At 59.0% G+C, this 15156-nt stretch carries 9 protein-coding genes and 2 pseudogenes; 6 read left to right on the top strand and 5 right to left on the bottom strand.

The window, feature by feature from the left end:
- Positions 1-5: 5 nt before the first annotated feature.
- From NKH23_RS13670 to NKH23_RS13650, 5 genes are read left to right on the top strand one after another with little or no spacing between them, the layout of a single operon-like run.
- Positions 6-1454 carry an ATP-binding protein gene (locus tag NKH23_RS13670; RefSeq protein WP_353034895.1) on the top strand — a complete coding sequence of 483 codons (1449 nt, stop codon included), beginning with the start codon at positions 6-8 and terminating at the stop codon, positions 1452-1454.
- 4 nt (positions 1455-1458) lie between these two features.
- A complete protein-coding gene (locus NKH23_RS13665) occupies positions 1459-4293 on the top strand; it encodes a Z1 domain-containing protein (protein WP_353034893.1) in 2835 nt (944 codons plus the stop codon).
- Positions 4277-5299: a PD-(D/E)XK motif protein gene (locus tag NKH23_RS13660; RefSeq protein WP_353034891.1), complete on the top strand. Its 1023-nt coding sequence runs from the start codon at positions 4277-4279 to the stop codon at positions 5297-5299. The genes NKH23_RS13665 and NKH23_RS13660 overlap by 17 nt, the downstream gene beginning before the upstream one ends.
- Entirely contained in the window at positions 5296-7074 is a 1779-nt protein-coding gene (locus NKH23_RS13655) for an AIPR family protein (RefSeq protein WP_353034889.1), read from the top strand. Before NKH23_RS13660 ends, NKH23_RS13655 begins: the two co-directional genes overlap by 4 nt.
- Positions 7075-7084: 10 nt before the next feature.
- Positions 7085-7744, top strand: coding sequence for a hypothetical protein (locus NKH23_RS13650; RefSeq protein WP_353034887.1), 660 nt, complete (start codon positions 7085-7087; stop codon positions 7742-7744).
- A gap of 114 nt (positions 7745-7858) precedes the next feature.
- On the opposite strand, the pseudogene NKH23_RS13645 reads toward NKH23_RS13650, so the two are convergent.
- A pseudogene (locus NKH23_RS13645) lies at positions 7859-10214 on the bottom strand (hypothetical protein).
- A gap of 345 nt (positions 10215-10559) precedes the next feature.
- Between NKH23_RS13645 and NKH23_RS13640 the strand changes: the two are divergent.
- A complete protein-coding gene (locus NKH23_RS13640) occupies positions 10560-11423 on the top strand; it encodes a hypothetical protein (protein WP_353034885.1) in 864 nt (287 codons plus the stop codon).
- A gap of 185 nt (positions 11424-11608) precedes the next feature.
- On the opposite strand, the pseudogene NKH23_RS13635 reads toward NKH23_RS13640, so the two are convergent.
- The 4 genes and pseudogenes from NKH23_RS13635 to NKH23_RS13620 all read right to left on the bottom strand — a co-directional run bounded on the left by NKH23_RS13635 (position 11609) and on the right by NKH23_RS13620 (position 15109).
- A pseudogene (locus NKH23_RS13635) lies at positions 11609-12016 on the bottom strand (VOC family protein).
- 22 nt (positions 12017-12038) lie between these two features.
- Positions 12039-12263, bottom strand: coding sequence for a KTSC domain-containing protein (locus NKH23_RS13630; RefSeq protein ID WP_140739918.1), 225 nt, complete (start codon positions 12261-12263; stop codon positions 12039-12041).
- Positions 12253-13902, bottom strand: coding sequence for an ATP-binding protein (locus NKH23_RS13625; protein ID WP_353034882.1), 1650 nt, complete (start codon positions 13900-13902; stop codon positions 12253-12255). The genes NKH23_RS13630 and NKH23_RS13625 overlap by 11 nt, the downstream gene beginning before the upstream one ends.
- Positions 13903-14011: 109 nt before the next feature.
- Complete coding sequence (locus NKH23_RS13620) at positions 14012-15109, bottom strand: SIR2 family protein (RefSeq protein ID WP_353034880.1); 1098 nt, start codon at positions 15107-15109, stop codon at positions 14012-14014.
- Positions 15110-15156: the final 47 nt, after the last annotated feature.

Genomic DNA, 15156 nt, shown 5'->3' with positions numbered 1-15156 from the left:
GCGCCATGGTCGAGGCGCTGCGCGGGCTGGGCTATTCGCCGGCCACCGCCATTGCGGACCTTGTCGACAACAGCATTGCCGCCCATGCCTCCACTGTCGACATCCGGTTCGTCTGGAACGGGCCGGACAGCAGCATCTCGATAACCGACAATGGCGCAGGCATGGACGAGCAGACGCTGGATTCAGCGATGCGCCTTGGCGAAAGAAGCCCCCTCGAGCAGAGGGAGACAGGCGATCTTGGCCGGTTCGGCCTCGGCCTGAAGACGGCGTCATTTTCGCAGGCGCGGCGCCTGACTGTAGCATCAAGACGCGATGGCGCGACCTGTTCGCTGCGCTGGGACCTCGATGTTCTGCGTGACGACCCGACGGGGAGCTGGTCACTTCTCGAAGGACCCTCGCCGGATTCTGAATCCCTGCTGATGCCTCTGGACGAGATGTCCAGTGGAACGCTGGTTCTATGGGAAAACATGGACCGCATCGTTTCGGCCCGCTCCGGGGACCAAGATTTTCTGGCCGTGATAGACCGTATCGAACGGCACCTTTCGATGGTCTTTCATCGTTACCTTGAGACCCGCCGGCTGGTGATCCGGATCAATGGCACAGCCATCCGCCCTTGGGACCCATTTCTGCGCAGCCGGCCGGACACCTGGCGGTCGGGCTCGGAATCGTTCCGGGTCAACGGTCATGGCATTGCAGTGGAAGGTTTTGTCCTTCCCCACAAGGACCGGCTGACACCAAAGGAATACGACGAGGCGGCCGGACCGGACGGGTGGACGTCCCAGCAAGGCTTTTATGTATACCGCAACGAGCGCCTTCTCGTTGCCGGGCACTGGCTCGGTCTTGGACAAGGCAGATCCTGGACCAAGGAAGAGCCGTTCAGGCTTGCGCGCATTCGCCTCGACATTCCCAACAGTGCTGACGAGGACTGGAAGATCGATATCAGAAAGTCGACCGCGCGCCCGCCCCTTGAGGCAAGAATGCGCCTGTCGCTGTTTGCAGAGGACGTTCGCCAGCGTGCGCGCAAGGTCTTTGCGTTTCGGGGCAGACCGGAACGGTCTCCAGGTGCGGGACCGGTCTCGCCCGCCTGGCATGCGACGCACCTCACGGGCGGCCTGCGCTACAACGTCGACCGGAACCATCCAGCTGTAGCAGCAGTGCTGGAGAATGCCGGCGTCCTTCGGGACGACGTCATCGCCATGCTCAGGGTCATCGAGGAGACCGTGCCCGTGCAACAGATCTGGCTCGATACGGCCGAGGCAAGGGAGACGCCGCGCACGGGTTTCCAGGGCGTACCGCCGGAAGAGGTCAGATCTGTCATGCAGACCGTCTTCAACAACCTTGTGAACCGGAAGGGGTTCACGGAAGAGCAGGCAAGACGCCAGCTCGCGGCCACCGAACCCTTCGACAGCTGGCCCAGCTTTGTCGAAACACTGAAATCCGTCTCCAGAGGATAGACCATTGAGCAACCAGAGTGTCATCAAGTTTGCCCAGGAGCTGCTGGTCAACGAGGATCCCGGCACGATCAGTCCGGGGATGATCAGCGCCAAGATCGATCAGGTGCTTGCGTTCCAGCCAGCCTGGCGAGAGGGATTCGACCAGGATGCAGCGATCGCCGAGCTGGTGAGACGCTTCAGCGTATGGGTCGGAACCGACTCCACCATACGCAACGATGAGGGCCACAGGCCGTGGCTTGAAGCTTCGCGCAAGAGCGACTGGCGGTACTGGCAGCGGTATCGCGAGTATCTCGAGGCACGGATGTCCCTTGCAGCGGTCGATGGGCTTGACCGCTCCACCGACATGATCCTCGGGATGCTGGAGGATCCGCTGCGTGACGGAGCGTGGGATCGACGGGGGCTGGTGGTAGGCCATGTCCAGTCGGGCAAGACCGGAAACTATACCGGCCTGATCTGCAAGGCAGCTGATGCGGGCTACAAGATCATCATTGTGCTGGCCGGCCTCCACAACAATCTGCGCTCGCAGACGCAGATGCGTCTCGACGAGGGGTTCCTTGGATATGAGACAAGGCCGATCGCTGACGATATCCGCGAGATTGGCGTCGGCCTAGTGGACCGCGATCCCTCGATCCGTCCCAACTACGTCACGAACCGCACCAACAATGGTGATTTCAGCACAGCCCGTGCGAACACGCTCGGCATCACGCCCGAGCAGCGGCCGTGGCTTTTCGTGGTCAAGAAGAACAAAACCGTGCTCGAGCGGCTGCTCGGGTGGGTGCGCCATCATGTTGCCGACGCGCAAGACGAGAACGGGCGCAAGATCGTCAAGCGACTGCCCCTGCTGCTGATCGATGACGAGGCCGACCATGCCTCTGTAGATACAGGCGAGCAGATCTTTGACGAGGACGGCATCCCGGATCCCGAGCACCAGCCGACCGCGATAAACAGCCTTACCCGCAGGATTGTGCACACCTTCAGCCGGTCCGCATATGTCGGGTACACTGCGACGCCCTTTGCCAACATCTTCATTCACGAACGGGGAGAAACAAAAGAGGAAGGTCCGGACCTTTTCCCCTCCGCCTTCATCGTGAATCTGGCTGCGCCGTCGAGTTATGTCGGTCCGGCGCAGATCTTCGGGCTCCGGTCGACAGCAGGACGCACACCTGGACTGCCACTTTACCGGGAGGTGGACGATCATATGTCGGAGGATGGCAGAAACGGATGGATGCCGCACACGCACAAAAACGGTTACGTGCCGCGCAGCGACCGCGAGACAGGCATTCCGGCAACGCTTGAGGCGGCAATCGACTCCTTCCTGATCGCCTGCGCGGTGCGGCGGCTGCGCGGCCAGGGGGACGCACATTCCTCGATGCTGGTGCACGTCACACGATTCACCTCCGTGCAGAAGATCGTGCACCAGAAGGTCGAGGAGTACGTCCTGTCGATGCGTCAGCGGCTCAGCCGCCAGATAGGACATGAAGACGCTGAGGCGCGTCTCGGGCAGCTGTGGCTCGCCGATTTCGTCCCGACAAGCGAGACGTCAGCAGAGAGTTTTGGGACCCTCGCTGGAGATGCAGTACTTCCCGCCTGGCCGGATGTGCTCGAGGCAATCCGGCTGATTGTCGCCGACATCGACGTCCGCATGATCAACGGCACGGCAAAGGATGCGCTTGACTATGCAGACCAGACAGGTCCCGGACTGAAGGTGATCGCCATTGGCGGCGACAAGCTTTCGCGCGGGCTCACCCTTGAGGGCCTGTGCGTCAGCTACTTCCTGCGGACGTCGAAAATGTACGACACGCTCATGCAGATGGGCCGCTGGTTTGGATACCGCCCGGGTTACATCGACCTTTGCCGGCTCTACACCACTGCTGAACTGGCCGGCTGGTTCGGACACATCGCAGACGCCGCCGAGGAACTTCGCGAGGAATTCGATCTCATGGCCGCTTCTGGCGCCACTCCCCGGGAATACGGGCTGAAGGTCCAGTCACATCCTGTGCTGCTTGTCACGTCGCGGCTAAAGATGAGATCGGCCAAAAGCCTCATGCTCTCGTTCAGCGGCCAGGTTTCGGAAACGATCACCCTCTTCACCGACAAAACGGTGCTGCAGCGCAATCTGGATGCTGCGACGGATCTCGTCCGCAGGCTCGGAGAAGGCGAGGACAATCCCGAACGACAGCGGGGCGATGGCATGCAGCGCTGGCAGGGGCGGCTCTGGGAAAAAGTCGCCGCCACCGACGTCATTGCCTTCCTGAATTCGTACAGGACGCATCCGGACGCATACAAGGTCAACAGCGTCCTGCTCGCCGAGTTCATCACGAAAATGAATCTCGTCAATGAGCTGACCAGCTGGACTGTCGTCGTCGTCGGCGGCGGGCGCGGCGTGTCCCATCCACTTGCCGAAGATCTTGAGGTGGCCATGCTGAAACGGTCTTCCGATGGTGTAGAGGGGCGTTATTCGATTGGACGGCTGCTGTCACCGCGCGACGAGGCGTTCGATCTGGACGAAGATGAATGGAAAGAGGCCATGGCGATCACCAGAAGCGGCTGGAAGCCTGATCCTGCGCGTTCCCGATCCGTCGAGGGTCCCTCCGATCCGTCGGGACCGGCGATAAGGCGGGTCAGGGGTGAGGGCATCAACGAGAAAGGCGGACATCCCGAACGCGGCCTGCTTCTGATCTATCTCCTTGACCCGGCCGAAGCAGGCGGGAACGTGCCGGCGAGTCTGCCGCCGGTGGTCGCCTTCGGCATCAGTTTTCCTGCCAGCGAGTCCGGAACAAAGGTCGAGTACAAGGTGAACAACGTCGCATGGATGCAGGAGTATGGTGGTGCTGACTGACACGGGCGAACTGGAGGCCGCATGGAGTGCGCTCGCGGGCCAGAAAGCGGAGAAAGGCTTTCTGACGGTTGCACTTGGCCATTCACAACCCCGCTTCAGAGGTGGGATTGCTTTTCCTGAAGGAGGCGAGACGCTCCTTGTAGGATTCAATGTCGATACCACTCCTGCCAAAGCCGATCTGCCCGAAGGCAGCGGGTTCCGCGTCGACACTGCAGGGGAAGCGCTGGCGCCGGGCTTTGGATTATGGGTCTGCCTGATCCGTCAGGCGGGAGCCGGCCGCGATCTTTTTGTCCAGATGTCGGCCGATATTGTCGCTGCGCTTTCGGCTACCTCCAGGAAATCGGACAGCTGGCTGCTCGCGCTGATGCTTGCCCGAATCAGGGCGTGGCAGGATTTCATGCGCCGGCCGAGGCCAGACCGGCTTTCGCCGGAAGAAGAGATCGGTCTGTATGGCGAGCTGGTCTTTCTTCGCGAATCGCTTGATGCCGGGGCCGTGCCCGACATCATGGTCCATTCGTGGGCGGGCCCCCGGGGCGGTCTCCAGGACTTCCAGAGCGACACCATAGGGATCGAGGTTAAGTCGACGACTTCGGTCAACGGCTTCCCGGCCCAGATCAGCTCGCTTGAACAGCTGGACGGTCTCGCCGGCCGGCCGGTTCTGCTTGCCGGTCTCCGGCTCTGCCAGCAGCAGACCGGCCAGACGCTGCCCGAGCTGGCTGATGCCCTGAGAGCCCGGGTCGCGTCATCCCGGGATCTCACTGCTTCCATGGACCGCGCACTGCTTCTCGCCGGTTATGACGGTTCCGCTGCAGACCTCTATTCCCGCCGGTTCGATCTGGTGGACGTCCGCGTTTTCGAAATCGATGACAGCTTTCCCTGCCTGCTCAGAAGTTCAACTGATCCGGCAATCAGGGCAGCGGTCTATGAAATCGATCTTGACCTGGTGAATGCGAATGTCGTTTCACTGCCCGAAGCTCTGACTCGCTACGGAGTGCTTTCCGCATGACCCTTCAGGAATTTCTGATTCAGACCCAGAGCGAGGTGAATGCCCTCGTCAGTGATCGAATGACGGAAGGCGGATATCTCAAGGCGGAGGCTGCCTTTACCGACGTGGTCATGCAGCACATGGCCGAGTGTGGCATGACGTTTGATCCCCGTGTTCTACATATCGAACGCAAGGTCGGTGCTGCAACGCTCAAGCTGAATGGTTACGCCGTGTCGGACGAGGCTGACCAAGTCGACCTGTTCGTCACACTGTATTCGGGGGCCGATACGGTTCAGACCATATCGGACAGTGAGGTTGTCAAGGCAGCCGAGCAGTGCCTCAAATTCCTGGGCAGCTCCGCGGATGGCAAACTGGTGAAGGCAATAGATCCTTCGGATGATGCCTACGAGTTCAGTCTGACAATCCGGGACTGCTACGCCGATCTCGAGCAGGTCCGTGTCTACGTGCTGACTGATCGCCAGGCCAGGACCAGGACGTTCAAGCCGCGTGATGTCGCCGGAAAATCGGTTCGGCTGGAGGTCATGGATATCGAACGCCTTCACCGGCACTGGTCGGAAGGAAAGCCGCGTGACGAACTGGTCGCCAGTTTTGAGGAGATCTGCGGCTCTCCGCTGCCGTGTGTCTATGTGCCTGGTGAAAACGAGGAATATGACTACGCGCTGACGGCCATTCCGGCAAATGCCCTGCGGATGCTCTACGACCGCTATGGAGCCCGGCTTCTCGAGGCAAATGTGAGGTCGTTCCTGAGCCAGACCGGGAAGGTGAACAAGGGAATTCGGGACACGCTGCGGGACACTCCCGAGCGGTTCATGGCCTACAACAACGGGATCGTGCTGATTGCAGACGAGGCAGGCCTTGCGGGCGCCGGTGACAGTTCGACCGGCCTTGCCTGGCTCAAGGGAATGCAGATCGTGAATGGTGGCCAGACCACCGCGTCAATCTATTTTACAAAGCGGAAGTACCCTGAAACGGATCTTAGCCGGGTCAGGGTTCCGGCAAAGGTGATAATCCTGCACCGGCACGACCCCGAGGCGGAGGAAATCCTGATTGGTGACATCTCCAGGTACGCCAACAGCCAGAACGCGGTGAAGGTTTCCGATCTCTCCGCCAACAAGCCGTTCCATGTCGAACTCGAGAAACTTGCCCTGTCGACCTACTGTCCAGATGGCGTTGGCCGCTGGTTCTATGAGCGGGCAGCCGGCAGCTACAACGTCATGCTTGCGAGAGAAGGAACGACTCCGGCGAGACTGCGACAGATCAGGGATGCGGTGCCGCCAGCCAGAAAGATTATCAAGACCGATCTCGCCAAGTACATCCAGGCCTGGTCCGGCAGGCCGCATATCGTTTCGCTGGGCAGCCAGAAAAATTTCGAGAGGTTTATGGCTGAACCCGAAAGCACGGCAGCCGGCTCTCTGGATGTGGCGGGGTACAAGAGGCTGATTGCACAGGCGATCCTGTTCAAGGCAGCCCAGAAAGTGGTTCGAACTGGTGGCTTCAGCCAGGCCCAGGCAAACATAACCGCGTACACAGTGGCCTATGTTGCCGAGAAATGGCGCAGCCGGCTTTCCCTGGAATCGATCTGGCAGCGCCAGGCAGTTTCGCCGCAGCTGTCGAGCTTCATTTCGGAACTCGCTTCGAGAATGAACGAGGTGCTGCTTCAGACGGCCCGCGGAGCCCAGGTATCCGAATGGGCAAAAAAAGAAGAATGCTGGGATAAAGTGAAGCTTGCGTCGCTGCCGGCAATTCCTGATGGAGTGCCCGAACTGGCGCGTTAGGAGTAATCGTTTGGCAACCGGCACAGGCGTGCTCTCGGACCTTTTCAAGGGGATTGTCTTCAAGCGGCTGTGCCCTGTGGAGGTCGATGCCGTCAGATCCAACCAGCATGAGTTTAACGGCTCCAGACCTCTGATCGAGCTGTTCGGCCGTGAACAGCCGCAGCGTCTGGACACCGATTTCTACTGGATGTCCAACGCCGGGCAGCTTGTGTCTGAAAGGGGCATGCTGACGTGGTATGATGCGAGAGCGCGTCATCCGACACGGACGGAGTACCGGCTCTACTACTACGACAATTCCGTAACCCGGAAGGCAACGGCGGGAGATACACTGCTTATTGGCCGCAAGCTTGACAAATCGACATTTCTCCTCATAGCGCCTTCGACCGGCGCGGCTGCAACGCGCATTGCCTGGCTCTTCGGCATCGAGGTCGAGCCGGGCGCGGCTTTCGCTGCGCTCGATCTCGATGCCGCAGAGCGTTCAGGACTCAGTATTGCATTCGGCATGGACAATCCCGATGAGATGGCAAGCTGGGAGACAGACGAAAGCGTGCGATTGTCCGACGAGCCTCCCGAACTGCGAAATTCCATCAGGATCCTGCAGAAAAAGCTGGGAGAATATGCCAGCAGGACAGAGGTCACGACATTGCCCACTTTTCAGCCCGAAGAGTAAGTGAGCATATTGCTTCAGGCCGGATCGCACTCCATTCACTCTCCCGAACGCCGAAGTCGGTCTTCGATCCGCGCTGAAAACTGCTCAAAGGGCACGGTGGCCCTTTGATTGTCCTTAAGCGGCCTGCCACACTTGGTTCAAAATCCGAGCGGCGAGCGCAGCTTTGTCTTGCGGCAAGAAACGACCGTAATGATGCGCTACCATGTCGGGCGTATCCTGTATGGCGTAGCTTGCCTGCTCATATGAGCCGGTCTGTTTCAGGATGTGTGTCGCCAGCACGTCACGAACATTGTGCGGGCCGTGAGAAGGCCTGCGATTGCGCCGCGCTGAGTATATGGATTGTAGATGCCATATCGCTGGATGGTGAGGCGCCATGCCTCATAGAATGTGTTTCGATCGTATGACGCCTCCTTGCTGGTGGCCTTCACCGTTTTGATGAAGAAGGTGCCGGGGTCTTCCGCGCTTCCAAGCAACACTCGCCGATGGCGATCGATATAGGCATCAATGTGCTCATAGAGACCGCCCAAATCAGGCAGGACGAGCCGGAATGGCTTGCTCCCGAAAAAGGATGAGTTCGCGTTCTTGAAAGCGACTGAAGGAATCAGCACTTCCCAGCCCTTTTCGCGTTCGCTCCAGCGTAGTTCACCACGCTTCATGTCGGCAAGCTGGCGCTCAGACCGCGGCAGTCTCCCGCGTTCACTGACCATCAACTGACGCAGGTTCTTCTGCCGCAACCCAAGATGCAGCCCGAACCGAAGCATCAGGAACGATCGGACTGCCTCGGCGGCAGGACGGCGATAAATGCGTTCATCTGGGATCAGCCGGAGTATCTCTTCAGTGATCTTTCGGTACTCGCCGACCGGGCTATCGGCCTCCAGCACTGGCATGATCGGTTCAAAAGGATCACGATGCACACGTGCGATCCGCTGAATCTCCTTCACGCGGGAGGAGGCATGCTTGAAGTAGACATCGCAGGCGTCCTCCCAGTCACCGCAAGCGCGATCAATGTCGGTCTGTGAAACCAATCCATTGATGGGGCGGAGCCGCGACGCCAGATGAGGTTGCTGCCTCAGCCAGCCCGTCTCCTTGCGGGTGAGCGCGAGCGAGATTCGCAGCATGTCCACCTCCCAAGCGGTGTAGAACCCGCGCCGCTTCTCGCGCCACTGCACGTACCAGTCCCAGACAGAGGGGAAGACGAGCAGGCCAAAAGTCACATGCTGCGTCGGAACGCCATAGCCACGTACGGGTCCGCGCGGATGCGCGGCCAACGCACCGAACATCAAACCGAGATGCGCGACCTTCTGTGATGCGGCTCCTCACCCCAGACACCGTTGCGCTGTAGACCGAACGCAGTGAGTGTCGCGGTCTTGAAGCGGATCAGATCCGCCATTTCCATCGCAAGCGCAGGTGGAGCGTCGATGACGCCGGACATCAGATCGGGGTCCGTGAACTGGGCGCCACCATCGTCCCGTTGCTCGCGCCCAACTCCATAACCGTCATTCGCAGCATCTGACTGACCATATGTGACGCCCGGGAACCGGATGGCGGAACGCTGTTTCAGGGCAGCTGCCTGGAATCTCCGGTAGTCCGTAGACCCGGTGATAATCACACGACGAACCCATTCGAGGATCCCTTCCTGTTCCTCGGGAGGACGCGTGTTGAAGTCGTCAGGCAAATGCCACGCGAGCCGACGGCGTTCAGCCGAGCCGATGTCATCAAGGACATGCCCAGACGCGGAACGCGTCTGAAGCGGGAGTTTCGCTTTGAAATACCCTGCCGAAAGACGATAACGACGCTCGATTCGAGCTAGCACTTCCATGCTCACTACGCTGCGCGGCGATTTCGATCCCTGCAGCCAATGCCGAATTGTGGAGCGGTCAAGGGTCTCGTCGTCCCGGACAACAGCTCGATGGAGATGCCAATAGCTGTCGCCATGGCGGCGCATCTGGAAATCCAGCGCCATCTGAAAGGTCGGTAGATCAAATGCATCCTCGAAAAGAGGTTCCGGGAACTCCTCGATCTCGCGTGGTTTGATGCCGGGCTTCTGCCGGTTTTTTGCCGCTGCGCGCTGCGACCGGTCGAGCTTTCGGTTGCGACTTGCCGGGGACACCTTGGCAGGTGGCCTCTGCGGACACACCCGCCTAGGATGCTCCGGTTCGGCGCTGCGGGAACCGCCGATGGTCGCCCGCTTCGGCGAAGATTTTGTGTGACGAACGATCGCATCCAATGCCGGCTCGATTGCGGCCCAGGCAGATCGCATGGCTTTGTCGTCGAGGCCGCACTGAATGGCGATCTCTTGCCAATCATAGCCGCGGAGTTTTCGCGGCGGGGTTTGAGCGCGGGAGATGAGGTTGAGCAAGAACTCTCTGATGCGTGCGCTTTCTTGAGGCGGGAGCACAGGATCAAGACGGAGACGGCAGAAATCCGAGATTTTTCGGGAGAGCAGTCTGGTATGCGAATTTTCAGTCATGCAGGTAGGCTATGTGGTTGTCAGCTATGGCGGTGAAGTAGTGCGCGCACATACCCGATTCCTATATCCTGAGAGACCCAAAGAGCGTGACGCCAACAGAAATGTCGTGAACGGCTGAGTGTGAGCGACCTGAGACTGCCAGCGGATCATGAGTCTTTGGCAGCTAAAGCAAGAACCGCACTGGTTCTGTTTCGAGCATCGCGACGACGGGGAGCTGTATTGGGGAAACTAGGAGCCGCACCCCTCGGTCGAGTTGTAAGAGGCTAGGAAACTTGTTAGCTCCCTAAACAGTCTTGGGAGGGCTCCGGAAATGATAGTCGCATTTATGGCGTACGGGGCGCCAGCTTGAACTCGGACGACAAGTTCGACGCTCAGATAAGGACTTGGCTTGCCGACGACTATGGGCGGCTTGCGAGATGGCGACGGGCTGCGGCGGGCGTGTTCCACAATCGAGTGCCCCGAACCTTCAGGCTAATGCCGGCGCTGCATTGGATTAGCCGAAATGGGCTGGCAGCATCCAGCCCATTTGTCGCGCTCTTTTACGGGTCGATCGGACAGGCCACCGCATATGTAACCGCAGGATGCCTGTTCGCTGCTAATGCGATAGTTGGCGTGATCGGCCACGCCGCCAGCCCGAAGGATCCTAGCGACCACCCTCAGACAGAGGCGCTCGTCAGGTTCGGCGATTTGCTTACAGCCTTTAAAACTGGATCCGTCGTGAAATCGAAACGGAGCGATGCGATAAGGGCGTGCCTCGGCATTCTGGAGATACACGCCCGACGAATTACCAAGACCAGCAAGGGCGAGCTCTCGGTGTCTCTCGTGCAATACGTCGGCAGCAGCAAAACGAAGATGATTGTATCACATCGCAATCCAGGCAACCTGCGCCCCGTTGGACGTGAATTTGACCGTCCTGATCTGCTGGGGCATCATGCATGCTGCGCTGGGACCTCGCCGAGAGTCGTTCACCAACTGGTACATTTTGGAAAGACCCAAGAGAGCCCGACGCAGACGTCTGTTGATTACAAGTCCATGTTTTTCATACCGCTAGAGGTTCAGACACCTCAGGGCGGCAGACGCATGAAGGGTTTTGTATCCATCGACTGCCGCCGGCCGTATGCCTTCTACGGGAACCGAAGTCGCGAAATTGCCGTTACATGCAGAGCAATCGTCGACCACCTGAAGGATTTGCTGAGGGAGAACAGCTAATGCCAGTCGCGATCGCCGATCAGCCGCTGCCAAAACCAAAGCGTGATCATTCCGCGCAAATGAAGGAACTGAGCGATGCTGCGGCAGAAATCCTTCGGCTTCATGCCGAGGGACAGATCGATGGAGACGAGGCAGCACGGAAACTATATGAGCTGAAGACGCGTCACAGAACGTTCTTGGACCGCCTAATAGGATAGGCAAAATACAGCACCGGCCTTCGGACTACGCATGTTTCGGTCTGGAATGTAGCAGAGCCGATACACGTCTTTATACTGGACGACATCGCCTACGAGCTGCGCGCCGCGCGTGCGGAGCCTTTCAAACGTCTCGTCGATGTCGTCTACGGTGAACATGACGCATAGGTAGCCCATGGCGTTGACCGGAGAGTTCTGGTGATCTGAGACGACAGGCGGGGTGAGAAGCGGGAGAGCTCGAGCCGGCTGTGGCCGTCCGGTGTGCGCATCATGGCAATCTCGACGCGCTGATCGCCAAATCCAGCAACACGTCCAGCCCATTCTCCTTCGATCGTGGCCGCCCTTCGACCTCGAAGCCGAGCTCGCGATTCCTACGTTGTCCATCCGATTGAGCGCCATGTGTCCAATCTACAAAGTGTGTCTAGGCTGAGTAGCGGCCGTTTGGTTTGAAATTTAAGACCCGAGCGATGTATTCGCCCCGAGATTGGCCGGCAGCCGTGAATGCTTCCCACACATGAGGGGGACAAGCGGAATAGCACCACTCCGTTCCATTCGGGAATCGAACGTAGACAGCCTCCAACTCGACATCATAAGCCTCCGCGACGATACGCGTGGAGCCCACGACCGCAATCCATTCAATCGGCATCGACAACCTCGTAGGTCCCGCGCCAAGCCGCCAGAGCAGGCGAAATATCAGGCACATGCGACGCTTGCCGCCAAGGTTCCAGCGACGGATCCTCCGCTCGCGGCATTGGCTCCGGTCTGTCCAGCAGAGCGCGCACTGGCAAAATCAAAGATTCACCGCTCACGATTGCCTCCCCAGTACGCAACGAAGGCAGGACTGCGGCCAAGCCGGCGACAGTATCCGGAAGAGCCCCTTTGATTGCGCCTTGATCCGCCGCATTGGACAGGCGAAGTGCGATCAAAGTACCACATTGTGCCAGGGCCGTGTCGGGCAATTCAGTGGGGCGCTGAGTGACTAAAAGAAGCCCAACACCATATTTTCGCCCTTCGCGCGCAATTCGGTTCGCTGAGTCACGCGTCAATGAGCTGGCGGCTGCACCAAGGTATCTGTGCGCCTCCTCTAGTACGATGAGAACGGGGCTGGGTCTGCCGATCCCTGGCCCTTCTGGCTCGCTATGCAAGGCTAACTCGAATAGCAAATTAAGCACAACTCCAATAGCCAAATCAGCGGCTCCCGACGGGACACCACTGAAGTCTAGCACCGATACAGGCTGGTCGCCTCCAAGCCATTCCTGCACAACCGCCACCAGCGGGTCATTGCCTTGCGGATCGCCGGCGGGTTCTTGGAAGAAGCGCAGTTGGGGATCAAGGAGACCAAGACGGAGAAGGTTTGGGGTGGTGCCATAAACGCCGAATGTCGGCGCTTGATGCGGCGCTTGTCCACCGGGGTTATAGGGCTCATATCGCGAGGAACGCAGGTTGGCCGCGCTGCCAGGATCAATCAGACACGCAGTTGTTGGATCGCCTTTATTCGTTCGGGTTTCACGGTTTTCCGCATCCAACCTATGCCAAATTGGACGAATATCGAATGGCACCGGCGTGTCAGCCGTGACTGCGGTTGGATCTAGGGTCAGCCACTCGGCACTCTCGACGAACGCACGCCGGGCCGCGGTCACGAGCTCCACAAATCGATTAACGAACGTCGCGCCCCCAGGTGCTCCAGCAAAGATGCGTATGATGTCTCCCGCTGGAAGTGCCCAATAGGGGACCCGCAACCGCTGATCACCATCGGCGAGCACGCTTCGGACCGAGGCACTTCCGGCAAGAGCCCGTGCATATTCTCCGTGCGGATCGACAACCACTATATTTGCCGCGCTCCAACCACCTTTGATGAAGTTTTGCAAAAGAGAGGCAACAGCGCTGGTCTTTCCAGAGCCGGTTGAACCCACGACGGCACAGTGCCGAACGACCAACCGCGCTGCATCCAAACAGACAGGTATTCCTTCGGCTGCCGCCAACTGGCCAATCCGGAGATGCCGCGAATCGGCACTAGGGAATATAGATTTGAGTTGCTCAGGCGTGGCAAAATGTACCGGATCGTCCAAGCCGGGATAGGAACCCACTCCGCGCTGGAAACGGCCAGTTCCATGGTCGATCTCGCCCAACAATTGAACCTGAAGCCAGCGCTCGTCGCGTTGAACTGCATCGGTTGGCGCAAGGGAACCTGCTAACTCGGCAATTCCCACCAGGTTAACTGTGGCAATCAGATCAACTAGCCCCTGCGGAATCCTTACGAGTGAACCTATCTGGCCAATCGCCATTAGGTGTCCTCTGTATATGGGTGTAACCCCGGCGAGATCAGGATCGAGCGCTACGGTAACTGTGGCCCCCAGAACGTGGCGTACTCTACCAATGCAGGTCGGGTCGCGCTCAACCATCGACCTTCCCGTCCGTGGCGTTGCTGCGCGAGGCGAACGCAACTTCAATCAACTCACGCAATGTCGTTTCCGCCTCGGTGTCCCGCGTCGCGCTTCTGGCTAGATAGCTTGCCAACTTGCCGAAATCTCGAAGCGCAAGTTGATTGTTTTCCCACAGATCCACAGGCGCATCCTCCGGGGACTTCCACGCAGCTCGCATACCACCAATTATCGCCTCGCGGCCGCTAACAACCTGAAGGTTAGGAGTAGTACTGGCACGGCCAGATAGCGCTTCAGGGATCTGCGAATAACAGAAAACCACAAACTCGGACCGCTCGCGGCGGGCAGCTGCGTCGAAGATCATTTCATTTAGATGTGCGTCGCCGAACGAGTAGCCTGCAATCATGACTAGGCTCTCGGGCTGGTGCAAAGCGCGCCTGAGACGGTCTTGCAAGACCACGAATGGAACCCGCCGTGACTCCTCATATTTGGTGTCGCTTGGATAGATGGCGGCTGCCCGACCGGCGGCAACCGGCTGCCCGAGCCTGACCACTTGCCTTTCATTATCCCAAGCCCAATTCACAGAGCCGTGCAGCTTCCAAAGTCGCACAAAAAAAGCTGGTACAGATTGTCCGCCCGATCCAGGAACGCTTTCGACGAGGTCGGTATGAAATCTGGCCCTTAGGTTGCCAACAAAACCATCGAAATAGGGCACACCCAGCCGCTCAAATGCGGTCTCCAACAACAGATCGTAGTTAACTGTAAAGAACTCGATCGGTAACCGGTAGCCTGCGCGAGCAGCCCATGCCGCCAGCCGCAACACGGGCGCAAGATCGGCCTTTTCAATATCCAGTTGTTTGACAATTTCTTGGCAGACGGCAGCATCCAGTTCTTTAGCCTGTATCCCAGTCAGACCGTCGACCGTCTGGTCACCTGTGATCAGCGCCGCAATCCGGCGAAGGCGACTTAGCGCCTCCTCTAGATTTCGACCAGTCAATTGGTTGGTGAGCGCAACTCGTTTCTCTTCCCCCAGCGCTATGAGTACCCTCTCCTGCAACTGCGCGATGTCAGGAAGCCCGCATGCTCTAGAAGCTCCTGCACCCAGAAACACGCATACATGCCGCGACCTAGTAGCCAATTTGGCGCTCAGTTCGGCCG

This window comes from Mesorhizobium sp. M1328 (assembly GCF_040318075.1).
Lineage (GTDB): Bacteria > Pseudomonadota > Alphaproteobacteria > Rhizobiales > Rhizobiaceae > Mesorhizobium.
The sequence above is the reverse complement of the archived record's forward strand: the minus strand, read 5'-3'. Positions and strand labels throughout refer to the sequence as shown.